Source organism: Rhodopseudomonas sp. P2A-2r (assembly GCF_026015985.1).
Taxonomy (GTDB): Bacteria; Pseudomonadota; Alphaproteobacteria; order Rhizobiales; family Xanthobacteraceae; genus Tardiphaga.
Window position 1 is genome coordinate 3035347 of record NZ_CP110389.1, and the last position, 14833, is coordinate 3050179.

Here is a 14833-nt window from a genome sequence, read left to right on the forward strand (position 1 = left end):
GGCGGGCTTGATGACGGAAGGTCAGTCCACGGCTTCGAGTTTGGCGGCGGTCTCGGCGCCGGTGCTGCGCGATCGCAGTTGCTCTGCATTGCGAAGGATGGTGTCGATGACGGATTCGGCGCGGCGCAGGTTGATGTCGACCGCGCCGGCATAGAAGTGCGTGCCCTTGGTCGGGCTGCCGACCGCGAAGATGTTGCTGTGCTTGCTGCCGCGCTCGTCGAGGACGCGGCTGTCGTCGTAGTCGCAGCGAATGCCGCCATGCGCATCGAGAACGACGAGACCCTGGCGCTGCATGTCGGCATAGAGCGGCAGCGCATCAAGCTGATAGGACGGGCCGGTGGCGGCGATCACATGATCCATATCGCAACTGCTGCCGGTTCCGAATGTCGCCCGAAAGCGGCTGCCGATGGCGGTCACGGTGCGTAGCGACGAACGGGTCGACAGTCGGCCGGTGCGCAGCAGGTCGCGCACCTTGAGGGCATTGGCCAGCGGCATTGCGGAGCGGTTCCTGAGCCAGCCGGAGTTGTAGTAGGTCATGAAGCGGGATTTCTCGCCGTGATCCATCTTGCTCCAGGCGTCGCAGACGATGTCGACAACGCCGGTCAGGTAGGAGGTCACGTTCGGTGCGCGCGCTTCGGTCTGTGCGATATTGTGCTCGAGGTCGGCGAGTGCATCGGCATGGTCGTTGCTGAACGACAGGTTGCAGCGCAATCCCGTGGTGGCGTACAGCAGGCGGGAGATGGTGGATGCCAGGTCGTCGGCCTCGGTCCGGCCGATGCCGTCGACGTAGCGACGCAGCGCGTCGCGGAATTCGCCGTCGGCAGCCGGCTTGCTGATCGCCTGCACGGTGGGAAACAGGCCGCTGCGGGACATGCAGGTGATCCGGATGGAGGGATGGCTACGCGCCAGTGCCAGCACGCTGTCGATGGCGGTCAGGCCGCTGCCGAGAATGCCGACCTCCAGGTCGCTCCGATCGGCGAAGCTGAAGTCAGCATAGGGATCGGGCACGAAGTTTTTGCTGGCGGCGAGGTTGTAATTGTCGCCGGGCACGTTGTGCCCGGTGCACAATACCATCACCGACGACACGTAGCTTTCATGGTGATCCGTCTCGAGCACAATGTCGCCGGCGGGGGTGAGGTGCATGGCGACGACTTCGGCATGTTCGACCGAGACGCGGATGCCGACATTGCGGCAGCGCTCGATGGCGGACTGCCTGACGTCCTCGAGATAGTCGCGATAGACCTTGCGTGGCAGGTGATCGTTGGCCTCGCAGGGAACGCCGGCCCGCGATGTCCAGCGCAGGAAGTCCTGACTGTCGCCGGCGCGGATCGACATGGTCGACACCCGCATGTTGAGCAGATGCTGATCGCTCTGGGTGCGATAGGCCATGCCGCCGTCAAAACCCGACTTGTCGAACAGCTGGATCTCCGACACCGGGCTGCGATCCCCGCCTGAACAGGCCAGTTCGGCAAGATGCCGCAGGATGGCGATCCCGGTCGCGCCGCAGCCAACGATGCTGATTTTCATTTTTCTCTCCTGACGACCGGATGCTTGCGTACAAAAGGCAAGGCTTCGCATGGCCAGCTCTGACGGCCGGCTTGCTGTAGTGAGGTGATCGACGAGGCGGCCGGGGCGCGATGCGGCGATTGCACCCCGGTGGTGGTTCAGGCTGCCCTGACAGTCTGCAGGAAGCTCTCGACTTCGCTCTTGAGGCTGCCGCTCTCCTTCGACAGCGAGCGGGCCGACATCAGCACCTGGGCCGAGGCCGAGCCGGTGGCGCTGGCCCCGCGGTTGACTTGCGTGATCTTCTCCGCGACCTGGGCGGTGCCCTTGGCCGCTTCGCCGACATTGCGGGCGATCTCGGAGGTCGCTGCGCCCTGTTCTTCAACGGTGGCGGCAATGATCGAGGCGATCTCCGCGATGCGGCTGATGGTCGAACCGATCTCCTTGATCGCGCCAACGGAGTCTCTGGTTGCCGCCTGCATGCCGGTGATCTGCACGCTGATCTCGTCGGTGGCCTTCGCGGTCTGCGCCGCCAGCGCCTTGACCTCGCTGGCGACCACGGCAAAGCCGCGGCCGGATTCGCCGGCGCGGGCCGCCTCGATGGTGGCGTTGAGTGCGAGCAGGTTGGTCTGCTCGGCAATCGCAGTGATCAGCTTGACAACGTCGCCGATGCGGCCGGCGGCCTCCGACAATTCGTTGATGCGCACGTCCGTGAGCTCGGCCTGTTTGACGGCTTCGCCGGCGATGCGGCTGGAATCGTGCACCTGTCGGCTGATTTCGGTGACGGACGCGCTCATTTCTTCGGCGGCGGAGGCCACCGATTCCACGTTGGCCGAAGCTTCCTCGGAGGCCGAGGCGACCAGGCCGGACAGTTGCTGGGTTTCTTCCGCCGTTCCGGACAGCGTGCCCGCGGCCTTCTCGAGTTCGCCGGAGGCCGACGATACGGATTCGACGATGCCGCCCACCGCCGCCTGGAACGCGTCTGCCAGTTTGGCCATTTCGGCCTTGCGGCGACCAGCAGTGGCGGCCTCCAGATCCTTCTGTTCCGCTTCCATCTGCTCGATGCGAATCAGATTGTCTCGGAAGGTGCGTGCCGCGCGGGCATTGTCGCCGACTTCGTCGCCGCGCTCGGTATAGGGGATGGCGACTGCCTCGTTGCCGCCGGCGAGGTCGAGCAGCACTTCGCCGATGCGGCGGATCGGGCGGGCGATGGTCAGCACCGAGAACAGCGCAGAGCCGATCTGCACCAGCACCACCAGCGCGCCGACCGCGAGCGCAACCGTCGCGACGCGGCTCAGTTCCGCGAGCAATTCGGCCTGCCGCATGGCGGCAAATCCGTTGGCGACCTCGGTCAGCTTGACGATGCGGCTGCCGATGTCTGCGACAAGCGGGGCTGCCTGCTCGTCGCGGATGTGGAATTTGCGGTCTTCGGCCTTGGCGACGGCTTCCGCTGAGCTCTTGAACTTGACGGCTGCCGCGACCAGCGTGTCGATGACCGCGGTCTGACCGGCTTCGCCGGCCAGCTTGCGCGCGCGTTTGAGCGAGTCGATCGCCACGACGGCCTCGCTGGAGAGGAGTTCGATCTGCTTTGGCTCAGCCGCAGCAGCAAACTGCCAGGCGGCGGCGCGCGCTGCGTTGTAGGCGCCGTCCGCTGTCCGCAATTCAAGCTCGATATCCCGATGATTGGGTAGCGCGGCCAAAGCAGGGGAGGCCAGCAATCCGTCGAAGGCGCGGTCCCAGTTCAGCGTTGCCTGGGCGCGTTCCACACCGCCATCGAGCGCGGCCTTCCTTGCCGCGGCAAGGTCAGCGGCGATAGTCAGATATTTCTGAAAGATCACCTGGATCGCGCGATAGCCGTCTTTCGTCGGCTGCCGTGTGGCGCGCTGCTCGGCGGCGTTCAGAAGTGCGCTGGCTCCGGCGAGATGCCCGTGCACCTCCTTCAGGCCATTCTCCATCTGGGCCACCGTGTTGGCACTGCCGATATTGCGCATCGCGAGCTCGGTCCGCGCCAGCAACACGTCGGTTCCCTGCAGGTCGGATTTGTTGGACGTATTGACGAGGACCATCCGGCTCGACAATGCGATCGAGTCGTTGCCGATGATCTCGTTGGTCATCATGCCCGCTATGAGCAATACGCCGATGCCTGCCGTCAGGCCAAGCTTGGTGCCGATGCGAAAGTTGAGCCGGGCCAAGAGACGCCCCCTGTTTTTTGAGAGTTTTGAGTGGGGCTTTACCTTTGCCTCCGGGATTCACGGTCGGCTCTTGCATTTAATTAAGGGTGAAGTTTTCGGGTCGTACAACCCCGGGGGTATTTGGCGCGGTTATGGCTCGGCAACCGGAGGTGATGCAGGGCAGCGACGCTGACGAGGTTGTGCCCGCACAGAACAGGGCAGCACTCATTGCGCTGTCGGGCCGTGACGTCATGCGTCGATAGCAAAGAGCCGAAGCATCGATGGACCGTGACGCGGCACCAACGGGCTATCTTCCCGGGCGGTGGCGCTGGCCATCACCGGCGCAGGGGCGCAGCTTTTGCGTATGGTCACGAGCTGAGCTAGGCAGATGGAAAAGGGAGGTTGTGATGATTGCCGTCATCTTTGAAGTCTGGCCGAAGCCGGAACATCGTCAGCAGTACTTCGATCTTGCTGCCGAGCTGAAGCCGCTGCTTGCGACGATCGACGGCTTCATTTCGGTGGAGCGGTTTGAGAGCCTGACCGAGCCTGGAAAGATACTGTCTCTCTCGCTGTTCCGGGACGAGGCGGCAGTGGCTGCGTGGCGCAATACGCCTGAGCACCGCGCGACCCAGGGCCGCGGCCGTGCGCAGATCTTTGCCAACTATCGTTTGCGCATCGCCGGCATTATCCGCGACTATGGCATGACGGACCGTGCAGAAGCACCGAGCGATAGTCGCACCAGACACGACGGTCTCTGATCGTCACAGCCCGGACGGACGCTTGTCGAAGCGCCGGCCGGGATGTCAATACGATCTGCCAGATCGTAGTCAGTTTCGCGTACCGCCGTCGGCGCCATCGCGCCCGTTAGCCGGCGGCTGCGGTCGCGACGGTGCTGCGCCCGTGGTTACGCCGGGCTGGTTGTTCTGGTTGTTGTGCGGCGTCACGTCGCGAACTCCCGGAGACACCGGCGGCTTGGAGTCGGCGATGTTGTTGGTGGGCGTTCGGGGCGTCGTCTGGGCGTTGTCCTGAACGGCCGGCGCACTCTGCGTCGCTGACTTCGAGCTGTCCGCGGGATTCATTGACCCCGCATTGAGGCCATAGAACACCGCACCGAGAATGACGGCAATACCAAGCGCCGCCATCGCGATCCGGCCGCCATTGGCCGGCGCCTCCGCGAGCTGCGGATCTGGCTGGATTTTCTCGAGGCGGTCTGCGCGGCGCGTCATCTCGTCGTCGGCTCCATTCGGGCGATAGGGATCGTTCGGGTTGATGGGGTTGGCCATGTCGGATCCTCCTGTGCGGGAAGATAAACAGCGGAGCCGGGCAGGTGTTCCGCGCGCCGGGCGATGGCTAATCAGATTTTAACAGCTGGCTGCGAGAATCAGCGCAGTGATTCATCTGAACAGGCTGGCGTCGTAAATGTTTGATACGATCATTTTGCTCGCTGGCGCGGTCGAGCAGGCCGCTTTGGCATCGGTGTTGCGCGGCTATAATTCGCAGTTGCTGGTCCATCCGGTCTTCACCGTCGCCGATCTTGCCGCCATCGAGTCCGAATGGCTGCAGCGCGCCCGCCTGATTGCCTTCGCGACGCCGACGACCGTGCCGCCCGAAACGCTCGAACAGCTCGGCTTCGGCGCCTATCGTTTCCATCCGGGATCGCCGCAATATCCCGACGCCGCGCCGGCGCGACTCGCGCTGCAGGACGGCGCACGGCACTTCGGCGCGACCGCGCATCGCATGACGCCGCGCGATGATGCCGGTCCGATCGTCGATGTCGAGATGTTTCCGGTCCCGCAGGACATCGAACTGCACGGGCTTGAAGAGTTGGCCCTCGGCCGCGTGATGCAGATGTTCTGGCGTCTGGCCGGACCGCTGTCGACGCAGTCGCAACCCCTCGTGCAGCGTGCCATGCGCTGGGGCGCCCGTCGTGAGGAGGCTGCCGACGCCGCCAGCGCGATTCACCAGACGATTCGCGGGCGTAGCATGCCCGTTCTGCGGCATATTGTATCGGCGCCGCAGCGTCGGCGGATGGCGCTGCATGCGGTGCCCGACGCAACCGAAGCTGTCGAGGGCTAGTGGCTGGACGCCATTGTCTGGTGCGCCACTGGCGCGGATGACGAGTGCACGGCGGGTGACTTGCCGCCCAGCTCGTAGAAGACGAATCCCAGCACGATCATGAGCGCCACGCCAATCATGGCCTTGGTCGGTTTGTGATCATGAACCGTCCCGAAGTCGGTCGCGCCCGGGCTGCTGCTGGGAGCGCCGCTGTGAATCTCATGCGCCATATGATCCTCCTCGCCTGAGTGGTCAGGGTGGTCCCTAGCCAATGGCTGGTAAAGGCCAATGTTCCGCCTTTTGCTGCCTAATTCGCAGCACTATTGCGATTGCGGAGCCTTGCTGCGCTGCCGCAGAGCGAGCAGGGGGCTTACGTCCTTGCGCAGGGCGGCCCTGCAGCGACACAAGCCGTCGCCTCTGTCGCCGGTTCCAGAACGAAATTGCGTTGTTGTTTCGCGGACCTCCGTTGCGGAGAATTGAGGTGCGCCGGCCTCGGAAACCAACATAGACTGTTTCTAATGGAGTCGATGACTCCGTCTCAAGATCAACAACAGCGCCGCTGCAAGACCAGCGAGTATCGCAGCGAATGAGGGCGGAATGGGAATCAATCAGGGGCCGATCAGTCTCGACCAGAAATACACCCAGGGTTCCGGCCACATCTTCCTGACCGGCATCCAGGCGCTGGTGCGGCTGCCGATGGCTCAGGTCCGCCGCGATCGCGCCGCCGGTCTCAACACCGCCGCCTTCGTTACCGGCTATCGCGGCTCGCCGCTCGGCGGCTATGACCAGCAACTGATGGCGGCGCGAAAACATCTCGACACCTACGGCGTCAAATTCCAGCCGGGCGTCAACGAGGATCTCGCGGCCACCGCAATCTGGGGCACCCAGCAGCTCAATCTCTCCCCCGGCGCCAAGTATGATGGCGTGGTCGGCATCTGGTACGGCAAGGGGCCGGGCGTCGATCGCTGCGGCGACGTGTTCCGCCACGGCAACGCCGCGGGCTCGGCCAAATTCGGCGGCGTGCTGTGCCTCGCCGGCGACGACCACGGCGCCAAATCGTCCACCGTGCCGCACCAGTCCGACCACGCCTTCATGTCGGCGCTGATGCCCTATCTCTATCCGTCGTCGATCCATGAGATGATCGAAATGGGTCTGCTGGGCATCGCTATGTCGCGCTATTCCGGCTGCTGGGTGGGCATGAAGGTGATCACCGAGACGGTGGAGACCACCGCGGAGATCGACCTCAACAACGAACTCAAGCCGTTCAACATTCCCACCGATTTCGAAATTCCGCCGAGCGGGTTGAACCTGCGCTGGCCGGACGATCGGTACGACCAGGATCGCCGCCTGCAGGACTACAAGGGCTTTGCCGCCATCGCCTTCGCCCGCGCCAACAACATCAACCGCGTCACCATGGATTCGCCGAATGCCCGGTTCGGCATCATGGCGTCCGGCAAGAGCTATGAGGACGTGCGTCAGGCGCTGCGCGAATTGGGCATCACCGAACAGGTGGCGGCGAAGATCGGGCTGCGGCTGTACAAGATCGGCATGCCGTGGCCGCTGGAGCCGGAAGGCGTGCGCAGCTTCGCGGTGGGTCTCGAGGAGATCTTCATCGTCGAGGAACGTCGCGAGATCGTCGAGAACCAGGTCAAGCAGGAGCTGTTCAACTGGCGCGACGACGTGCGCCCGCGCATTATCGGCAAGATGGACGACAAGGATCACCGCTTCCTTCCGTTCGCCGAGGAACTGAGCGTCGCCAAGGTCGCGACCTCGCTGGTCGATCGTCTGCTGGCCATGGAGATCGATCCGGAGGTGGCCGCGCTGCTGCGCGCCAAGGCCGATTGGTTTCACGGCCGCGATGCCTCGCAGGTGCAGGCCGTGGTGCCGATCACCCGCACGCCGTATTTCTGCTCGGGCTGTCCGCACAACACATCGACCAAGGTGCCGGAAGGTTCACGCGCGCTGGCCGGAATCGGCTGTCACTTCATGACGCTGTGGATGGACCGCAACACCGAGACCTTTACCCATATGGGCGGTGAGGGCGTGCCATGGACCGGCATCGCACCGTTCACCGACGAAAAGCACATCTTCGCCAATCTCGGCGACGGGACTTACTTCCATTCGGGCTCGCTGGCGATCCGCCAGTCGATCGCCTCAAAAGCCAACATCACCTACAAGATCCTTTACAACGATGCCGTGGCCATGACCGGCGGCCAGAAGCATGACGGCGAGTTGTCGCCGCAGCAGATTACTTTTCAGCTCCACAGCGAGGGCATCCGCGACATCTACCTGGTCTCGGAAAATCCCGACGCCTATCCGGCCGCGTCCATTGCGCCGGGGACAAAGCTCGCGCATCGCGACGAACTCGACCATGTCATGAAGACGCTGCGCGAGGTGCCGGGCTGTTCGGCCATCGTGTTCGTGCAGACCTGCGCCGCCGAGAAGCGCCGCCGCCGCAAGAGGGGCACGCTGGAGGATCCACAGCGCCGCGTCATCATCAATCCCGCGGTCTGCGAAGGCTGCGGCGACTGCTCGGTGCAGTCGAACTGCATCTCGGTGGAGCCGCTGGAAACCGCGCTGGGTCGCAAGCGCACCATCAACCAGTCCAGCTGCAACAAGGACTACTCCTGCCTCAAGGGCTTCTGCCCGTCCTTCGTCACCGTCGATGGCGGAAAGTTGAAGCGCAAGACGCCGGTCGAACTCGGCACTATCGGCGCGTTGCCTGAGCCCTTGCGCCGACCGGGTCTCGAGCGGCCCTACAACGTCGCCGTTGGCGGCGTCGGCGGCACCGGCGTGCTGACCATCGGCGCGCTGCTCGGCATGGCCGCGCATATCGAGGGCAAGGCCAGCATGATCCTGGACATGTCGGGCCTGGCGCAAAAGGGCGGCGCGGTGCTCAGCCATGTTCGTCTCGCCGAGACCACGGAGGAGGTGACCTGTTCGCGCATCGTCACCGGCACTGCCGATCTCCTGATCGCAGCCGATGAAGTGGTTGCCGTTGCCAAGGATACGATCGGACTGTGTGAGGCGGGCCGAACCTTCGGCATCGTCAACACGCATCTGATCCCGATCGCCGATTTCGTGCGCAACCGCGATTTCAATTTCCAGACCCGCCGCGTCAATAACGTGCTGGAAGCCTCGTTGAAGAAGGAGTCGACCTTCCTCGATTTCACCAAGGCGGCCGAAGCGCTGCTCGGCGACTCCATCGCCACGAACATGATAATGATGGGCTTTGCCTATCAGCAGGGTCTGCTGCCGCTGCAGGCGGCCTCGATCGAGCAGGCCATCGAGCTCAACGGCGTGTCGATCAAGATGAACATGCTGGCGTTCCAACTCGGGCGCCTGGCCGCCGCCGATCCGGCACGACTGGCGGACATGCTGAAAGGCGCCGACGAAACCATCGCGCCGAAGACGCTGGACGAGATGTCACTCGACGAGATCATCGTCCATCGCGGTGCGCTGCTGACCGACTACCAGAATGTCGCTTTGGCCGACCGCTACCGCAAACTGGTGGCGCAGGTGCGCGCAGCCTCCGATGGCTATGGCGAGGCGCTGCCGCGCGCGGTCGCCATCAACTACGCCAAACTGCTGGCCTACAAGGACGAGTACGAAGTCGCGCGGCTCTACACCGACGGTCGTTTCGAGAAGCAGGTGCGTGACCAGTTCGAGGGCGACTTCAAGATCAACTTCAACCTGGCGCCGCCGATGCTGCCCGGCGTGGATGCAATGGGCAGGCCGAAGAAGCGCGCCTTCGGCGCATGGATGCTGCCGCTGTTCCGTATCCTTGCCGGGCTGCGTGGCCTGCGCGGTACCGCGCTCGATGTGTTCGGCTACAGCGCCGACCGCAAGCTCGAACGCGACCTGATCGCCGGCTACGAGAAGGACGTCGCCACCGTGCTGACGCTGCTGTCGCCGCAAACGCTGGACATCGCCGTGGAGTTGCTGTCGCTGCCCGACACCATCCGCGGCTATGGCCCGGTGAAGGAGAAGTCGGTGCACGACGCCAAGGCGCGCTACGCGCAGCTCGCCGCCGATCTCGCCAATCCGCCGCCGGCACCGCGGCAGATCGCAGCGGAGTAGGGCCGATGCCGCGGGTGTTACGACGACGTAGCCGAACACTCTGGTGTCGTCACCCGGCTTGACCGGGTGACCCATTAGACACCGGCGGCAATGTTTACTGGGTCGCCCGGTCCTGGCGCGCGATTGCGCGCAGGCCGAGCGACGACAGCATTCCATTTCGCAACTGTATTCCGCACTGAGAAATTCGCATCCGCATCGTGAAATGTTGCGCTTGCCAAGGCGTGCCCGACAGGTCAGAAAAACCGACAGGGACGTAACGCCAGCGGAGAATTTCTTGAGCATCAAGGGCAAGGCCTACATTGCCGGGATCTACGAACACCCGACACGACACGCACCCGATAAGTCGGTCGCGCAGCTGCATGCCGAAGTCGCCAGGGGCGCGCTTGAGGATGCCGGGCTGACGCACAAGGACGTCGACGGCTATTTCTGCGCCGGCGATGCGCCGGGCGGCCTCTGGCCGATGGTCGACTATCTCGGGCTGAAGCCGCGACACGTCGATTCCACTGAGACCGGCGGCTGCTCCTACATCATCCATCTCGGCCACGCCGCGCAGGCCATCGCCGCCGGCAAATGCTCGATCGCCCTGGTGACGCTGGCCGGCAAGCCGCGCACCGGCGTGATGCCGCCGCGCCAGCAGGGCGCCGAGGCGGATTTCGAGACTGCCTATGGCGCCACCACCCACAATGCCTATGGCATGTGTGCCATGCGCCACATGCACGACTACGGCACCACCAGCGAACAGCTCGCCTGGATCAAGGTCGCAGCATCCCATCACGCGCAGTGGAATCCCCATGCGATGCTCAAGGATGTCGTCACTGTCGAGGACGTGCTGAATTCGCCCATGATCTCCGATCCGCTGCACCGTCTCGACTGCTGTGTGGTCTCAGACGGTGGCGGCGCGATGATCGTGACCACGCCGGAAATCGCCAGGAGCCTGAAGAAGCCGCTGGTGCGCCTGATCGGCCATGGCGAGGCCATGAAGGGTCCGCGCGGCGGCAAGGATCTCGACCTCACTTACTCCGCCGGCGTGTGGTCTGGCCCGCGCGCCTTCGAGGAGGCCGGCGTGACGCCGCAGGACATGAAGTACGCCTCGATCTACGACAGCTTCACCATCACCGTGCTGATGCAGCTCGAGGATCTCGGCTTCTGCAAGAAGGGCGACGGCGGCAAGTTCGTGTCCGACGGCAACCTGATCTCAGGCGTCGGCAAGCTGCCGTTCAACACCGACGGCGGCGGGCTGTGCAGCAATCATCCCGTCAACCGCGGCGGCATGACCAAGATCCTCGAAGCCGTGCGCCAGCTGCGCGGCGAAGCCCATCCCAAGGTGCAGGTGCCGAACTGCGATCTCGCCATCGCCCATGGCACCGGCGGCCTGCTCGGCGTGCGCCACGCCGCCTCGACCGCCATTCTGGAGCGCGTGTGATGACTGAAGCGAAGAAGTATCCGGCCCCCGTGGGCAATCCCGAGACGCAGCCGTTCTGGGACGCCGCCAAGCAGGGCAAGTTCCTGATCAAGCGCTGCACCGCCTGCGGCGAGGCGCATTATTTTCCGCGCTCGATCTGCCCGCTGTGCTTCTCCGACCAGACCGTGTGGGAAGAGAGTTCGGGCGAGGCCGAGATCTACACCTTCAGCCTGATGCGCAAATCCGCCACCGGTCCCTATGCCATCGCCTATGTGACGCTGAAGGAGGGCCCGTCGGTGCAGACCAACATCGTCGACTGCGACATGGATACGCTGAAAATCGGGCAGAAGGTCAAGGTGGTGTGGAAGCCCACCGACGGCGCACCGCTGCCGTTCTTCACGCCGGCGTAGATGCTTGCAGCTGCCGCACCCTCAGGTGTCATCCCCGCGCATGCGGGGATCCAATAAACACCGACGGCAGTGTTTACTGGGCCCCGCCTTCGCGGGGGCGACAACGGAAAATGTTGAGAGGGCGCCATCATGAGCGCTGCAAAAAAGGGAGAAACCACCCATGCCGATCAACTACGACGCGCTGATGGCGATGAAGAACATCGGACAGCCTTATGGCTGGACCGATCGCGAGGTCATGCTCTACGCCTATGGCATCGGCATGGGCGCCGATCCCATGGACGAGAAGGAACTGGCTTTCGTCAATGAAGGCACCTACACGCCGCGGCCGCTGAAGGTGGTGCCGACCTTCGCGTCGGTGGCCGCTTGGGGGCGGGTCCCGGCGAGATGAACCTGAACAAGTTGATGGTGGTCGACGGCGAACGCGACATCACCTTTCACCGGCCGCTGCCGGTGGCGGCGAAGATCACCGCCGATTCCAGCGTGCTCGCCGTCTTCGACAAGGGCAAGGACAAGGGCGCGGTGATCCGCCACCAGACCATCCTGCGCAACGAGGCCGGCGAGGCGCTGGCCACGCTGGTGGCGTCGCGCTTCGCCCGTGGCGACGGCGGTTTCGGCGGTCCCTCTGAGGGCCAGCCGGAGCCGCACAAGGTGCCGACCCGCGCGCCGGACCAGACCGTCGATATCACCACGCGGCCCGATCAGGCGCTGGTCTATCGCCTGTGCGGAGACCGCAACCCGCTGCATTCCGATCCGGAATTCGCCAAGCGCGCCGGCTTTCCACGCCCGATCCTGCACGGCATGTGCACCTACGGTATCACCTGCCGCGGCGTGCTGCAGACCTATGCCGACTATGATCCGTCGGCATTCAAGCAGCATGCGGTGCGGTTCTCGTCGCCGGTCTATCCCGGCGAGACGGTGACCATGGAGCTGTGGAAGGACGGCAACGTGGTGTCGTTCGAGGCCAAGGTGAAAGAGCGCAACGTCACGGTGATCAAGAGCGGCAAGACGGTGCTGGCGTAGGCACGGACTGGTGCCCCGGACGCAGCGCAATGCGTCGCGAAGCGACGTGGTGCGCTGCAGATCCGGGGCCGATACGCCGGCGCTTTGGGCGGTCCCGGCTCTGTTGAACGGCATATCGGCGATGCAAGGGCATCGCCTGAGATGCCGCATCGCGTCCGGGACACGAACAGGGGGCGGACAAGCCCGATGTTTCCCTCTAGAATGGTCCCATCCATCCACAGAGGCCCATGATGAAACTGACTCCCCAAGCCGCCGGCACCTTTGCCATCGCACCGACCCCGTTCCACGACGACGGCCGTGTCGATGATGCGTCCATCGACCGGCTGACCGATTTCTATGCCGAGGCCGGCTGCGGCGGCATCACCGTGCTCGGCATCATGGGCGAAGCCCCCAAGCTCGAGGCTGCGGAGGCCCAGGTGGTCGCCACGCGCTTCGTCAAGCGTGCCGGCAGCAAGATGCAGATCATCGTTGGCGTCTCCTCGCCGGGCTTTGCCGCGATGCGCGCGCTGGCCCGGGCATCCATGGATGCCGGCGCCGCCGGCGTGATGATCGCGCCGCCGCCGACGCTGCGCACCGACGACCAGATCACCAGCTATTTCAAGCAGGCCGAGGAGGCCATCGGCTCCGACATTCCCTGGGTGCTGCAGGATTATCCGCTGACCCTCACGGTGGTGATGACGCCGGCGGTGATCCGCAAGATCGTCATGGACTCCAAGTCCTGCGTGATGCTCAAGCACGAGGACTGGCCGGGCCTCGAGAAGATCTCCGCCTTGCGCGGCTTCCAGAAGGACGGCTCCCTGCGCGAGCTGTCGATCCTCACCGGCAATGGCGGGTTGTTCCTCGATTTCGAGATGGAGCGCGGCGCCGACGGCGCCATGACCGGCTATGCTTTCCCGGAACTGCTGGTCGACGTGGTGAAGCTGTCGAAGCAGGGCAAGCGCGATGAGGCGCACGACCTGTTCGACGCGCATCTGCCATTGATCCGCTACGAGCAGCAGCCAGCCATCGGCCTCGCCGCGCGCAAGTACGTGCTTCACAAGCGCGGCGCCATTGCCTCGGCCGCGCAGCGCAAGCCCGGCTCGGCGATCACCGCGATGGCCAAGGCGGAGATCGACTATCTCTTGTCGCGCGTCGCCCGTTTCGATAAGCGCGCCAACCTGACGCCGCAGGCCAGCGCGGCGGAGTAATAACCTTGTAGGATGGGTAGAGAGAGCAAGCGCGGAAGCGCTTGTTCTCGAAACCCATCGTTGTTGCGAACGTGATGGGTTTCGCTACGCTCTACCCATCCTACAGATTGAGCATCCCCAAGAATGCCGATCAGGGAGTGAATTCGAATGGCCAGCGAGCCCGGCGTTGCGCGTCCTGCCTCCACCATCCTGCTGCTGCGGGAAGGCGCGTCGGACGCCATCGAAGTCTTCATGATGGTGCGGCACTATCAGATCGAGTTTGCTTCCGGCGCGCTGGTGTTTCCCGGCGGCAGCGTCGATGCTGGCGATCACGAGATTATCGGCAGGCCAGAACTCTATGCCGGCAGCGACGGCCTCGACGCCACGACGCTGAGCTTCCGCATTGCCGCGATTCTGCGAGACTTTCGAGGAAAGCCGCATCCTGCTGGCGCGGCTGCGCGGATCGGACGACCTGATCCCGGCGGCGCGGGCGGCCGAGATTGCCGACGCCCATCGCGATGCGCTGAACGAAGGCAAGATCAGTTTTGCGCAGATTCTGGCCGACAATGGCCTGGTGCTGGCGCTCGATCTGCTGGTGCCCTATGCGCACTGGATCACGCCGGAAGGCATGAAGAAACGTTTCGACACCTGGTTCTTCCTCGCCGCCGCGCCGCCCGAGCAACTCGGCATGCATGACGGCAAGGAATCCACCGACTCGATCTGGCTGTCGCCGCGCGAGGCGCTGGAAGGCGGCGACAACGGCCGGTTCACGCTGCCGTTTCCGACCACCCGCAGCCTGATCAAGCTCGGCAAGCAGCCCGGCGTGCAGTCGGCGCTGGACCATGCGCGCGCCAGCACCATCGTCACCGTCATGCCGGTGGTCAGCCGCGACGGCGACAAGCGCCAACTGCGGATTCCCGCCGAGGCCGGCTACGACGGCGAGGTGTTTGAGATGACCGGCGCGCCGTAGGCCGCAGCAAATACAACAGCCGTCATCCTGAGGCGCTCGCCTCAGGCGGAGCTCTT

At 64.4% G+C, this 14833-nt stretch carries 10 protein-coding genes and 2 pseudogenes; 8 read left to right on the forward strand and 4 right to left on the reverse strand.

Annotation, left to right across the window (positions count from 1 at the left end; translation table 11 throughout):
- Positions 1-21: 21 nt before the first annotated feature.
- On the reverse strand, positions 22-1527 hold the full coding sequence (locus ONR75_RS14460) for an FAD/NAD(P)-binding protein (protein WP_265083189.1): 1506 nt from the start codon (positions 1525-1527) through the stop codon (positions 22-24).
- A gap of 137 nt (positions 1528-1664) precedes the next feature.
- The gene (locus tag ONR75_RS14465; protein WP_265083190.1) at positions 1665-3695 is read right to left on the reverse strand and encodes a methyl-accepting chemotaxis protein; all 2031 of its coding nucleotides are present in this window, start codon (positions 3693-3695) and stop codon (positions 1665-1667) included.
- Positions 3696-4081: 386 nt separating this feature from the next.
- On the opposite strand from ONR75_RS14465, the gene ONR75_RS14470 reads away from it, so the two are divergent.
- Positions 4082-4432, forward strand: coding sequence for an antibiotic biosynthesis monooxygenase family protein (locus ONR75_RS14470; protein ID WP_265083191.1), 351 nt, complete (start codon positions 4082-4084; stop codon positions 4430-4432).
- 69 nt (positions 4433-4501) lie between these two features.
- On the opposite strand, the gene ONR75_RS14475 is transcribed toward ONR75_RS14470, so the two are convergent.
- On the reverse strand, positions 4502-4957 hold the full coding sequence (locus tag ONR75_RS14475; protein WP_265083192.1) for a hypothetical protein: 456 nt from the start codon (positions 4955-4957) through the stop codon (positions 4502-4504).
- 136 nt (positions 4958-5093) lie between these two features.
- Here ONR75_RS14475 and ONR75_RS14480 point away from each other — a divergent pair, with 136 nt between their 5' ends.
- Positions 5094-5750 (forward strand): methionyl-tRNA formyltransferase, encoded by a 657-nt coding sequence (locus ONR75_RS14480; protein WP_265083193.1) that lies wholly within the window; start codon positions 5094-5096, stop codon positions 5748-5750.
- Here ONR75_RS14480 and ONR75_RS14485 read toward each other — a convergent pair.
- The gene (locus ONR75_RS14485; RefSeq protein ID WP_265083194.1) at positions 5747-5959 is read right to left on the reverse strand and encodes a hypothetical protein; all 213 of its coding nucleotides are present in this window, start codon (positions 5957-5959) and stop codon (positions 5747-5749) included. The two genes, ONR75_RS14480 and ONR75_RS14485, sit on opposite strands and share 4 nt — an antisense overlap.
- 367 nt (positions 5960-6326) lie before the next feature.
- Between ONR75_RS14485 and ONR75_RS14490 the strand changes: the two genes are divergently transcribed.
- The 6 genes and pseudogenes from ONR75_RS14490 (at position 6327) to ONR75_RS14515 (ending at position 14777) form a co-directional block, all read left to right on the forward strand.
- Positions 6327-9809 carry an indolepyruvate ferredoxin oxidoreductase family protein gene (locus ONR75_RS14490; RefSeq protein WP_265083195.1) on the forward strand — a complete coding sequence of 1161 codons (3483 nt, stop codon included), beginning with the start codon at positions 6327-6329 and terminating at the stop codon, positions 9807-9809.
- Positions 9810-10083: 274 nt separating this feature from the next.
- Positions 10084-11232 carry a thiolase domain-containing protein gene (locus ONR75_RS14495; protein ID WP_265083196.1) on the forward strand — a complete coding sequence of 383 codons (1149 nt, stop codon included), beginning with the start codon at positions 10084-10086 and terminating at the stop codon, positions 11230-11232.
- Positions 11232-11621 (forward strand): Zn-ribbon domain-containing OB-fold protein, encoded by a 390-nt coding sequence (locus ONR75_RS14500; RefSeq protein ID WP_265083197.1) that lies wholly within the window; start codon positions 11232-11234, stop codon positions 11619-11621. Before ONR75_RS14495 ends, ONR75_RS14500 begins: the two co-directional genes overlap by 1 nt.
- A gap of 160 nt (positions 11622-11781) precedes the next feature.
- Positions 11782-12641 (forward strand): annotated as a pseudogene (locus ONR75_RS14505) (MaoC/PaaZ C-terminal domain-containing protein).
- 230 nt (positions 12642-12871) lie between these two features.
- Positions 12872-13828 carry a dihydrodipicolinate synthase family protein gene (locus ONR75_RS14510; protein WP_265083198.1) on the forward strand — a complete coding sequence of 319 codons (957 nt, stop codon included), beginning with the start codon at positions 12872-12874 and terminating at the stop codon, positions 13826-13828.
- 147 nt (positions 13829-13975) lie between these two features.
- Positions 13976-14777, forward strand: a pseudogene (locus ONR75_RS14515) (NUDIX hydrolase).
- The last annotated feature ends 56 nt before the right edge of the window (positions 14778-14833 follow it).